This window comes from Marinobacter oulmenensis, assembly GCF_014201735.1.
GTDB lineage: Bacteria > Pseudomonadota > Gammaproteobacteria > Pseudomonadales > Oleiphilaceae > Marinobacter > Marinobacter oulmenensis.
Map to the genome: position 1 here is coordinate 79,316 of NZ_JACHFE010000006.1, position 12,059 is coordinate 91,374.

8 protein-coding genes are annotated in these 12,059 nt (G+C 60.4%); 1 reads left to right on the top strand and 7 read right to left on the bottom strand.

Going from position 1 to position 12,059, the window contains the following annotated elements:
- Window positions 1–8: 8 nt before the first annotated feature.
- Both HNR38_RS12140 and HNR38_RS12145 read right to left on the bottom strand, forming a co-directional pair.
- On the bottom strand, window positions 9–1,301 hold the full coding sequence (locus tag HNR38_RS12140; protein WP_183704534.1) for an NAD(P)/FAD-dependent oxidoreductase: 1,293 nt from the start codon (window positions 1,299–1,301) through the stop codon (window positions 9–11).
- A 50-nt stretch (window positions 1,302–1,351) separates the two neighbouring features.
- Window positions 1,352–2,491, bottom strand: a complete 1,140-nt coding sequence (locus HNR38_RS12145; protein WP_183704536.1) for an ornithine cyclodeaminase family protein — start codon at window positions 2,489–2,491, stop codon at window positions 1,352–1,354.
- A 228-nt stretch (window positions 2,492–2,719) separates the two neighbouring features.
- Here HNR38_RS12145 and HNR38_RS12150 point away from each other — a divergent pair, with 228 nt between their 5' ends.
- Window positions 2,720–3,553, top strand: a complete 834-nt coding sequence (locus HNR38_RS12150) for a helix-turn-helix domain-containing protein (protein ID WP_183704538.1) — start codon at window positions 2,720–2,722, stop codon at window positions 3,551–3,553.
- A 65-nt stretch (window positions 3,554–3,618) separates the two neighbouring features.
- Here HNR38_RS12150 and HNR38_RS12155 read toward each other — a convergent pair whose 3' ends face one another.
- The 5 genes from HNR38_RS12155 to HNR38_RS12175 form a co-directional block, all read right to left on the bottom strand.
- On the bottom strand, window positions 3,619–4,800 hold the full coding sequence (locus HNR38_RS12155) for an AAA family ATPase (RefSeq protein WP_183704540.1): 1,182 nt from the start codon (window positions 4,798–4,800) through the stop codon (window positions 3,619–3,621).
- Window positions 4,801–4,857: 57 nt separating this feature from the next.
- Entirely contained in the window at window positions 4,858–5,334 is a 477-nt protein-coding gene (locus HNR38_RS12160) for a hypothetical protein (protein WP_183704542.1), read from the bottom strand.
- Window positions 5,335–5,450: 116 nt separating this feature from the next.
- Window positions 5,451–10,496 carry a diguanylate cyclase gene (locus tag HNR38_RS12165; protein WP_183704550.1) on the bottom strand — a complete coding sequence of 1,682 codons (5,046 nt, stop codon included), beginning with the start codon at window positions 10,494–10,496 and terminating at the stop codon, window positions 5,451–5,453.
- 25 nt (window positions 10,497–10,521) lie between these two features.
- Window positions 10,522–11,235: an MBL fold metallo-hydrolase gene (locus tag HNR38_RS12170; protein ID WP_183704552.1), complete on the bottom strand. Its 714-nt coding sequence runs from the start codon at window positions 11,233–11,235 to the stop codon at window positions 10,522–10,524.
- Window positions 11,236–11,244: 9 nt separating this feature from the next.
- Entirely contained in the window at window positions 11,245–12,057 is an 813-nt protein-coding gene (locus tag HNR38_RS12175; RefSeq protein WP_183704554.1) for a gamma-glutamylcyclotransferase family protein, read from the bottom strand.
- Window positions 12,058–12,059 lie beyond the last annotated feature (2 nt).

Genomic DNA, 12,059 nt, shown 5'->3' on the forward strand with positions numbered 1-12,059 from the left:
TGGCGATGTCAGAACCGGTTAAAGCGATAGGGAGCCGGGTTGATAATGGGATCGGTGTTGGCTAACAGGTCGGCGGCCAGTTGGCCGGCAGCGGGTCCGGTGCCGAAACCATGGCCGGAAAACCCGGTTGCCACAGTCAGGCCCGGAATGGCGTTGACCTGGTCGATGACAGGCAGCGAGTCCGGCGTGACATCAATCAGTCCCGCCCAGGCCTCATCCACCGTCGCTTGGGCAAACTGGGGCCAGGCGGAGGCCAGATTTCTGAGCGCGTCTTCGTTAAGTCCGGTGTTGGGCTCGGGATCCATGACGCGGACGCGTTCGAAGGGGGATGTGTCGGCGTGTTTCCAGCGCCGGCCCAGTGCCAGGTCATTCATGAAGTGCCGGCCCAGCCGAACATTGAGAAAGCTGTGTTGGGTTCTGAGCTGGTTCAGGTAGCGCCATCCAACCTGTAAATGGTCCAGCGTGATGGGCGCGTCCAGTTTTCCCCGCTGGGTAATGACAAAGCCACCATCCTGGTGCTTTCGGAAGGAAAAGTCCGGTGCACCCACGGCAATATCGGTGGGGCCCTCCATGGGGCGGGTACGCAGAACCGAGCAGATGAGCGGCAGGGTTGGCAGCGACACGCCGAGGTTTTTCAGGAAGCGGCGGGACCAGGCACCACCGGCCAACAAGACCTGATCACACCGGATCTCGCCTTTCTCGGTCACCACTCCGGACACTTTGCCGGCGGATCTTGACAGGGTGCGTACCGCGCATTCCTGAACGATGGTTGCCCCTTTGCGGATGGCTGCCCCGGCCATCGCGCTGGTCGCCAGGGCGGGTTCTGCCCGGCCGTCGGAGGGCGTGTAGACCCCGCCCTGCCATTGGTCCTGACCGCCGGGAACCAGGCGCTCGATGTCGGTTGGCGACAGCAGTCTTGAGTCCAGTTCCAGACTGTCCACGGAACGGTGCCAGGCTTCGTGCATGGCCATCTGCTCCGGCGACCGGGCGACAAACAGGATGCCCGTTTGCCGGTATCCGACCGGGTGCCCGATGCGCTCGGGCATTTGCGCCCAAAGCCGGTCTGCTGCCTGTGCCAGCGGAATGTCCTGGGCGTGACGACTGGTTTTCCGAATCCAGCCAAGGTTGCGGGAGGACTGCTCTGCGGCGATCTGCCCTTTTTCCAGCAACACCACAGGAATGTTGCGTTCCGCCAGTGCCAGGGCGGCTGTTACACCAATGATGCCGCCACCGATGATGACGATGTTGGTTGCCGATGGCAGCTCATTGGTTGTTGCGACGGGTTCCAGTGTCTTGGTCATGTCGGTATTCCTGATCCGGGTGAAGTGGCTGAACAAACGTCGGGACGGTGTCAGCACATGGCCGGGGTGTCCCAGAGGTTGAGCTTGACGCCGATACCGTCTCTCACGGCATTGCGATACACCCGGGTTGCCCAGGCCACGTCTTCAACCGGCATTCCGCCAACCGACATGACGATGATTTCCTCGTCATTCCGGCGGCCGGGGGTATCCCCGGAGACGATGGCCCCCAGATCCTCCAGCTCCTGTCGGTTCATCTGGCCGTCGGCAATCATGTCCATGAAGCGCATGCCCACAAGGGGAATGTGGTTGTGACTGGGCCTGGGGACTTCCTGGTACCAGGTTTCGTATAGCCCGACGCTGTCCATCACCTTGCGAACATCGGCGCCGCTCATGCCTTCGTCCAGGCTGCAGCTCGCCGGCATGGCGAGAAAGGCGCCGGGCTTGAGCCACTCGCGCCTGACCATCGGATAGGTCGAGGGATCACCCACTTCGCCGGAGTTGCAGTAGGTGACAATGTCCGAGTCGGTGGCCACCTCTTCGATGGAATCCACCACCTTGATGGAAGTGATCTGCGGGTAGTGTTCCTCAAGCCAACCAATGAAGTCGTTGAGGCTTTTCTGGCCGCGCCCCTTGATCTTGATGGTGTCGATGTCGGGCCTGGCAGCGATGAAGGCGGCGACGGAGGTTTTTCCCATGACGCCCGGCCCGAGCAGGCCGATGACTTTCGCGTCTTTGCGGGCAAGGTGTCGTGCCCCCACGCCGGGAATGGCCCCGGTCCGGTAGGCGGAAAGCAGGTTGGCGGACATGTAGGCCAGTGGCGCCCCCGTGTCCACATCGCTCAGGGTCATCATCAGGATTGACCGGGGCAGACCCTTTTCGCGATTGGCAATGTTCGAGCCATACCATTTCACGCCACAGGTCTGGAAATCCCCGCCGAGATAGGCCGGCATCGCCATCAGACGACGGTCCGCCGTTGGCTTGGGCATGGTCGGGAAGGGGGATTCCTCCGGAAAGGTGATCATCGCGCCGTGGGAGTCACTGTCGGGACCGGCCATGCGGTAATCGCCCTGATGCAGGAGCTGAAACATCTCCTCCATGGTCTCGACGCAGGCCGGCATGTCTGTAACCCCGGCCCGGATCATGTCTGCTTCCGACAGGTATAGAAAATCGATGGTTGTCTTTTCGGCCATAACATCACCCAGATTTGGAATTGGTGGTTTTTGCCCCGAATGCGATTGGAGATGTCGGCTCCGGTCCGGCGCTCAGGGACGCTGCTGGCAGCGATTAGGGAGAATGTTATGGGGTGCCCGTCAGGCCGTATTGAATTTTTGCGACAGGCATCTCCCGGTTACGGGATCAATCGGGTGTGGCTCAAAAATTGCTCAGCTATCGGAGTCTGAATTTCAGAGGGCAGACTCATGGCACTTGTGTCCATCCGCAATAGGGTTGCCGGGATCCACTCGAAACAGCCCTGGTTCGTTCTCAGCGCCGCCGATCACTATGACCTGATTGAATCGGATACGCCGGCGATCTCGCACTTCTACAGCTTCAAGGCGAACCCGCTGAACGGGATGACGTTTGCGGTACCCGACGGCTGCGTTGACATCGTGTTTGATTGTGATGATGCAGGCCCCAGCGCCAAAGTCTGTGGGACGACGCTGGAAGCTCGAAGTGCCGAACTCAAGCAGGACCATCTGTATTTCGGTGTGCGGTTCTCGCTGGGGATGGTGCCGGATTTTCTGGATGTGTCTGCCGAGGGCCTGGTGGACCACGAGCTGAGCTTTCTGGATGCCGTGAAGGGCAGTAAAACGGTTTTCGATCAGGTGGTTAGTGAAAGGGAGTTTGCCGGAAGGGTAACCGTGTTAAGGAACTTCCTGAGAGACAAAAATGTGCGTAGGGTTTCCCGCCTGTCATTGGAAGTGGTTCAGGCCATTTGTGAGGCAAAGGGAGATATCCGGGTGCATCAACTTCGGGAACTGACGGGGTTCTGCACCCGCACGCTCCAGCGCCAGTTCCATCGGGACCTGGGGATGTCTCCCAAAGCGTTCAGCAGAATCATTCGTTGTCAGTCCGCAATCTATGACATCAATCACCGCGACAGTGTTGCTTTTTCCGACCTGGCATGTGACCTGGGATTCAGTGACCAGTCCCATTTTTTGCGGGAGTTCAAGCGCTTTGTTTCGGCAACGCCGCTGGAGTACCAGCAACAGGTGAGGCAGAAAACCTACCTTGAGCGGATCCGTTATTGTTGACCCAAAATGAAGCTTCAGAGTGATGTATGCACCATTGGAGCTCCTGCGTGCAGGGAGAAATGATATCAGTCCGCCCAATGCCAGGGTGGCGTATCGAGCAGCCCCTGCCCCGGTATGGTGGTTTCGCCCCATTCTTTATCAAGTGCAACGGCATTGCAGACGTTGTTCTCTTTGAGTGTGCTGACGAGCCTTGGGGCGTGCGAGACCACCCATACCTGGGTTTCCTTCGAGGCGCGGATAATCAGGCGCCCGAGCGCCGGTAACAGGTCCGGATGCAGGCTGGTCTCCGGTTCGTTCAGTACGAGCAGGGAGGGCGGCCTGGGCGTCAGCAGCGCCGCCACCAGAAGCAGGTAGCGAAGCGTGCCGTCCGAGAGTTCTGCCTGGTTCAGTGGTCGCAGCAGGCCTTCTTGCAGGAACTGAAGAACCAGACGGTTGCCGGCGTCGGTTTCAAAGCTGATGGTGGCGCCTGGGAAGGCATCTGCAATGGCCAGGTGCAAGGCTTCTCGGTCACCAATCTCGTGAATGGTTCTGAGAGCGGCAACCAGGCTATGGCCGGCGTGGTCCAGAACCGGTGTCCGGGTGCCTATCTGCGGGATACGGATGGCCGAGTGTGGATCGGTTCGGAACTGGTCGTAGAAGCGCCAGTTGCGAATGGTCTGCCGAACAGCATGAATCTCCGGTGTCGCCACCGGGTCGCTGATTTCATTCAGAATACTCTCATAGCTGTTGAGCTGTGCGTTGTAGACCTGCCATTGCCGACCGGATCGGATCTTGACCACCGGGCCCGTGCGGTCAATAAGGCAACTACTGGGCCGGCACACATCCCCGACCCAGATGCACTCGCGTTTTATTTCAGGGTCAAACTGGAACATGCTCGGGTCCTGATAACCCGCGAACCCCTGGGGGGCCGGCATGCCCAGGGAAATGGCGTAACCGAATTCCTCACCGGCAAAGCCCAGCTTCAGCCGGCTGTTACGTTTCTGGGCGGACCCCTGCACGGGCGTTGTGCCTTGCTTCATGCCGCGGGTGAGGGCGTCCGGACCAGCCCAGAAGGTGTAATCGAGCCCGCCTTCCCTGGCAATGGATGAGATCAGGTTGCCGTTTGCGGTCTCGGCCAGCAACCTCAGCGACTTGTACAGATTGGACTTGCCGCACCCGTTAGGTCCGGTAACAACATTCAGGCCGTCAAGGGGGACGACGATGTCTTTTAGGCTTCGGTAGTTGGCGACGGCAAAGGCATTGATCATCGGATCAAACTAACCCATTGGGCGAAAATTGGCGACTGTGATGTCAACATCCGTGTCTCAGCAGCAGTCGCTGCCCTGGTCTTTTTCCTTGGGCGCCATTTTCAGGAACACCCCCAGCGCGGCCAATAACAGGGCGGTGCTGGCGATGATGGCGACCGGGTAGTAGAGGTTACCCGCCAGGTCGAGCTGACTGTACTTGATGATCATGATCAGCCCTTCCAGTGACATGGCCACGCAGACGGTGCCGATGAACCGGGGCAGGGTACGCCGCATCATGGTGACGATGTCGTGGGATTCCGAGCGCCCGCTGTATTCTGAACGGATCACCATGGCCAGTTCGTACACGGCCAGTGCAATGATGCTGCCATTGACGCCTTTGATGATGGCCTGCATGAATGACTCTCCGGACTGGAGATAGTCAACCACGTCCATCCCTGCGGCTGCCAGCAGAGAAAACGCCAGCACAAAGAAAACCAGCGAGAACAGTCTGGCAAACAGTGCCCGTACCGGCAGGGTGGTCAGCATGTTGGTCATATCGCTTGATGCCTCCGTGTTTGATGCGTTGGAGGCGAAGATTACGGGGAATTGAGCCTGGTTTCACTTAAGAAATGCTCATCGGCCGGAAAGGCACGGATTGTACCTATCGGGCGTTAACTGGCGACCCGGATCCGGTTCCGGCCACTTTCCTTGGCCTGATAGAGCGCCTGATCGGCTGCGTAAACCAGCGTCTCGGCGCCGATTGTCTCATCGGGGATGGTGGTGGCGCAGCCCACGCTGACTGTGATCGGGGCGCAGGAGTCCGACTGGTCTGCGTTGCTGCCCAGTGCCTGTATGGCCAAACGCGCATTTTCGGCCACTTTCATGGCTCCGTCATGATCGGTGTTGGGCAGTATCAGCATGAATTCCTCGCCGCCGTAACGAACCACCATGTCGGTTGAGCGGTGCATCTGGTCCTGGAGGGTTGAGGCGACGGAGATCAGGCATTCGTCGCCCATCTGGTGCCCGTAGGTGTCGTTAAACTGTTTGAAATGGTCAACGTCCAGCATGATGATGGACAGGGGGTGGTGCTCCCGTCGCAGGCGCAACCAGCTCTCCTGCAGGTAGGCGTCCCCGGAGCGCCGGTTGGCCACCCCGGTCAGCCCGTCCCGGTCAGCCAAGCGCTGCAGTTCCGCATTTAATGTTTCCAGTTCAGCGGTGCGCTCGGCGACCTTCTCTTCCAGTGTCCGGGAGTAGTTATGTACCTGGGTGTACAGTCGGGCATTCTCGATGGCAACCGATGCCTGGGCCGCGAGCAACCGTATCAGTTCCACGCGCTCTTCGGTAAAGACACTGTCCGCCAGGTTGTTCTCCATGTAGACGGCCGCTTCAAATCGCTCCCTTATGATGGGGACGCAAAGGATGGAGCGGGGTCGCAGGTGCACCGTGTAAGGATCGTTGACGTAGGGGCCATCCGCCGACGCATCGTGCAGGACGACGGCTTCATCACGCTGGAACACCTGGCTGATAACGCTCATCGGCAGGGCGATGCGGTTGCCCTGGTGATCCTGCAGGGTGGAGTGGTCCGGGATGTCGGCCGGGGCCGGGCCGGGATCCGGCGGTATCGCGGCCTCGACCACGAACTGTCCATCGTTGCGCACAATCAGGCAGCCCCACTGGCCCCCGGCATTTTCCAGCAGAATGTCCATGGTTTTTTGCAGCAACTGGTCAAGGACCATCTCACCGGAGATTTCCCGGGACGCTTTCATGACTGAGGCCAGGTCCAGGTCGTCTGTCTGGTTGCCGAACTGGCTTACCTGGACCTGTCGCCACTCCCGAAGAACCGGGAAGTCCTCTTCCATCTGATCGACTTTGCGCTGGGCGCCCCACCGGTTATAGACACCGTGGGCGCCACGCAGGTAGCCCTCGGCCGAACGCTTGCGGCCAAGGGCTAGCAGGTGCCGGGCCGCCCGTTCGCACGCGGTGGCTTCGTCATGGAGGAAACCACCGGCACGGGCGGCATCGATGGCCATGTCGAAATAGTCCAGTGCGACCTCATTATGGCCGTCCAGGCGCTCCAGTTCGGCGGTCATCAGCCACTGCAGGTGGCGGAAATTGGCCTCGCAGTTGTCTGCCCAGCGGGTCATCCGGGCCAGATCCTGCTCCAGCCGTTGGCGGGTTGTCGCCTGTTCCTGTTTGTCCATGGCCGGGTAGACCGTTGTCAGTGTGAGATTGGCGACGATGTAGAAGCGCACCAGTTGCGGCAGCGACATGGCTGACTTGATCAGTTTGTCCTGCTTCCTGACAAAGTGTAGTGCCTGTTCGTCGTTGCCGTGCAGCAGATTGATTTCGGCGCTGTAGATGTGGTGATTGGCGATACCGGTCATGAAACGGCGTTCGTACATCTGCGCCAGGCATTTGTCCGCGTCGAAATCTTCGCTGCTGAGGGTGTACGGGGAGAGGGTGTCCCCCATGAAGTTCCGCTGCATTTGCAGGAACAGGGTGCCGGAGTCCAGGGAGTCCTGATAGGCGCATTCCCGGACAATCTCCAGATTCTCCTCGTGCAGGCGACGGGCGGTCTCCAGATCCATGCGCGGGTCCCAGATCACGCAGTCCTGGGCACTGTAGGCCAGGTAGAGCAGGTCACCGGACTGGTAGCCCGCCTGAATGCCTTTGCGGAACCAGGGTGTCAGTGTTGCCCAGTGGTTGCTCCAGTGGTGTACGAACATGGCGTACACGTAGATAACCCGGGCCCGGAGTGTCAGGTCGTCCAGGCGTTCATTGATGGCCAGGCCGACCTTGGCGTACTGAAAGCCGACGGCGGGCTCATCCAGTTCGCCGCACAACAGCATACCGTAGGCGGCGTAGGCGAAGGCGGATTCCGGACAGTTGCCCCGCTTGAGCGCCAGATTGGCAGCTTTGAGAACCAGATAACTGAACAGGTTACTGCCGGACAGGAAAGCGGCTGCGAAGATTTCCATCAGCAGTCGCATGGCCGTCAGCGTGGCCGGGTCGTCGATGGTTGGCGCATTCACCAGATCGGCAATCTCCCGGCGGCCCAGGTATTCCTCAACCCGTTGCCGTTCCCGGTCGATGTCCTGCTGAGTCGGGTGTTCAGTGAAATCCACCCCCAACAGTGCCAGGCCTTCAATGGCTGCATGAATGGATTCGCTCATGCGGCCGAGGGTGGCGTTCTGTCGGGTACGGATGGAGAGGATGTCCGCCCGGTGGAGGGCGGATCCGGCATGGTCGAGCATGATTTCGAGCCAGCGGTCCGCGTCTTCCGTGCGGCCGGTCAGGTAGAAGCAGAGCTGGATTTCGGCTGCCAGGTTCTGCATCAGCTCCGGTGTTTCCCCCCAGGCGTTTTCGGGCAATGATTCCCGGGCAATCTGCAGGTACGACAGGCCCCGCTCGTAGGCGCTGGAGAGCCTGGCACGGCGCCCGGCCCGCAGGTTGAACTGTGCCAGTTGCAGGCGCTCATCGGCGGAGACAATCAGAGCCCGGCCATGATTGAGATGGTTAACAATGTCGATCAACTGGTCGTCTGTGGCGGTGCCGCCTGCATGTTTGAGCATCAACTGGCCGATGGACAGGTGCATGCGGGGCAGTTCTTCGGCTGCGATCAGGTTGTACGCAGCCTGTTGCACGCGGTCGTGCTGAAACCGGTAGTGCGGGTTCAGCGACAGCTTTTCATCCGGATGTCGGGCCAGTCGGTAGTCGCTGTGCAGGGGCAGCAGCGTGTACTGTTTGAGGGCCGCCAACAGGGCCTCGGCGGTCTGGGCCGTGGTGTGCTCATAGATGGCGGCCAGAGTCTGCAGGTTGAACGTGTTGCCGATGCAGGCGGCCAGTTGCAGGGCGTGCTGGGTTTCTTCCGGCAACTGGCGCAGGTTGTCCACCATGAATTCGACCACATCGTGGCTGGCCCCGTTCCAGTTGTCCCGGTCCACCTGCCAGTGCCACTGGCCGCTGCCGGGATCGGACCAGATGGCGCCCTGGGTATGCAGTTGTCGCAGCAGCTCATTGGTGAAAAACGGATTGCCCCGGGCCCGGTGGAACAGCATGTCACTCAGTTCCCGGCTGGCTTGAGGTTCGCAGCGCAGGGCGTCTGCCACCAGGTGCTCGACGGAGCTCTGGTCCAGGGGACCGATCGGGATCTCATGGATACGCTGATGATCCTCGAGATCGTTCAGTAGGATTCTTAAAGGATGACTGGGGCCGACTTCGTTGCTCCGGTAGGCTCCGATCAGCAGCAAATGGCTCTGGTCCCGTGAGGTGACGATACGGCGCAGCAGGTCCAGAGTCGGGGTGTCGCTCCACTGAAGGTCATCCAGGAACAGCACCACCGGGTGCCCGCTGTCGGCGAACACGCCCAGGAAGGCAGACAGCACAAGTTGCAGCCGGTTGCGGCTTTCCGCTGGCGGCAACTCGGTGACCGGAGGCTGTTCGCCGATAATCAGCGCCAGTTCCGGGACCAGGTCAATCACCAGGGCGCCGTTCGGCCCCAGAGCGCTTTTGAGCCGTTCCCGCCAACGGGCCAGCGTCAGTTCCGGCTCCAGCAACACCTGCTGGACCAGAGCCCGGAAGGTGGCGGCCAGCGCCGAGTAGGCCTCGCCATGCTGGAACTGGTCGAATTTGCTCTGTACCAGAAAGCCGCGCTCACGGATCTGGTAACGGTCGATTTCGTTGACCAGGGCCGACTTGCCGACGCCGGAATAGCCGTGAACGAGGCAGAATCGGGTTTCGCCTTCCACCGCCTCCTCGAACAGATCCAGCAGTTCCTTCAGCTCCCGGTCACGTCCATACAATGATTGGGGAATCAGGAATTTCTGCAGATGATCTTTCTCGCCCAGTGCAAACGCCGGTAGGTCCTGGCCGTTGGCCAGGGCATCCGCACAGCGGGATAGATCATGGAGCAGGCCTTCGCTGCTCTGATAGCGGTCTTCCGGAGACTTGGCCAGCAATTTCAGAACGATGTTTGACAGTGCCTCGGGCACTTCGGCGGACAACTTGCTGGGTGCCGGTGGAACCCGGCTGATGTGGCTGTGCACCCATTCCAGTGGCGTGGTCGCATTCAGGGGGCGTTGCCCGGTCAGCAGTTCGAACAGCACGACGCCCAGTGAATAGTAGTCGGAGCGGTAGTCCAGATTGCGGTTCATGCGCCCGGTCTGTTCCGGGGAAATATAGGGCAGGGTGGCTTCGGGCTGGCTTGCCAGTTGTTTGGCCTGGCGTTCCTGACCGAGCTCGGAGGCGATGCTGAAGCCGGTCAGGGCGAGCCTGTCCTCATGCCGGTTCCAGAGCACATTGCGTGGAGTCAGTGCCTTATGGACGATGTCCCGGGTGTGGATGTCGCTGAGTATCCGGACCAGGCGCCGGGCGATATCCAGTACCTGGGATACCGACGGTCGGCCACCGAGACTGTCATCCAGCAGGGAGGCCAATGAGTGATCGTAGAAGTCCGTGACCAGCGCCAGATTGCCACTGCCATAAGGCAGCAGAAGATGGACCTGGCGCACACCTTCCACGCCCTCAAGGCGGGAACAGATGCTAGCCTCGTGGTGCAGGGTCGCGACCTGTCGGCGGTCCGGGTATTCCGAGTCCAGCGTCTCAATGGTGACATCGGCGCTGTCTGAGATGCGACGAGCATGATAGGCGATCCGCCCCGCGTGCCGCCACAGGCAGGAGAGGATGTTGAATCCGGGCAGCGGATGGTCGCTCTGCATCGGGCGCGTCTCTCAGAGGCGGTTGTCAGGAAGGAAACAGGCGCCTGAAGGTGGCGCTGAAGTCTTCCCGGGCGGTTTCAAGCAGAGGTTGGCCGTGGCCGCAGAGCACGTGCTGGAATTCCAGCTCGCTCAGGCGGGTGAAGTCTTCCGCCTCGGGCTCGGCAGCCTGTAACCATACCGGGCCGATGTTGGCCGGAGTGAAAAAGCCCATTTCTTCCATCCGCTGTCGCGAGGCATCGCAGAAGTGCTCATCGGGGTTCAGCCAGTTCTGCAGGGCATCGCAGGCGATCAGGATGCCGCCATCCCGGTTCAGATACAGCACCCCTTCCGGTATGTTGCTGGTGTGGAACTGGAAGACCGTGGCGCCGGGCAGCGGGGAGGCTCCGCCTTCGCCCAGAAGCTGTGCCGGTGTGCCGTCTTCCGGAGCAAGGCCCGGCATGACCCAGTACCGTGCCTGGTAACGGTCCAGATAGAAGGCATCGTCGCGGCCGTGCAGGGCACCCAGGCGGACCACGTCGGTGACTTTGCCCAGCTTGTCCAGTGCTGCCAATCCCTCATCGCTCAGCCTGACGGTGTTGATCAGGATCAGGCGCTCCCCGTCGCGGACGATGGTCATGTTCCGGCTGAAGTTCCAGTCCATATCCATGAGCACGGTTTCCATGGCGCCACTGACCAGAAAAACGTCCGGCAGAACCTCTTCAATCGCGTTGTGCGCCAGGGCGGGAGGGAAAGATGACATACAGATTCCTCAATCCATGTGATAACTGTAACGCCCGATGTAGCGGTATTCCCTGGCGTACTCGTTCAGGTACGCGTTGAGATACTGCTTCTGGGCCTGGTTGAGGCGTCCGTGCCGGATGTCGTCCATGGTCTCGTCAGCATTGCTGCTGTCCAGCCGCTTGAGATGAAACAGGGTCATGTCCCTGCCACCAAAAAAACCTTTCAGAAACTCATGCAATGGTCGTGCCTCTGACATATCGAACACCGACCCGTACAGGGCGGTGCACAGCGGCCGTTGTGCCAGTGAGTCCCGGTCAAAGGTCGGGTAGTCGCCCTCTGGCGGCACAAAAGCCGGATAGTCTCCGGGCTCGTGTATCGGCTGGTTGGCCAGTTCTTGAATATAGTCCCTGTCCAGGCCAGCGTGCCAGGCGCCGTCGAGAATGATGTTCAGATAACGGCGGCTGGGGCGGCAGCGATTGTCGATGAAGTCCGGCATGCCTATGTAGGTCAGTGCGCGGATGCCTGATTCGCTGCCGGTGTCCGGCCTGTGCGGTTTCACCACAACCTCTATCCGGTCATAGCCATGGCCGTAGGCCTCGGCGTCATCCAGCCGTGCAAGCGCTTCGTCAGGGCACTCATGCAAAACACCGAGTACCCGGTCGGCTGGATTGCCGGTGTGCTCAATATTGCCGACGCCGCCTTCGTGACGAAAAAAATGCTGCACATTGAAGCGCAGTCGCCAACCGCTCAGTACAGCACGCCGGGACGAGCGGGGTTCTACCCCCTTGGCCCTCAGCGAGGCCATGCTCATGTTGGACCCGAAACCGAAGTAATAGAACATAG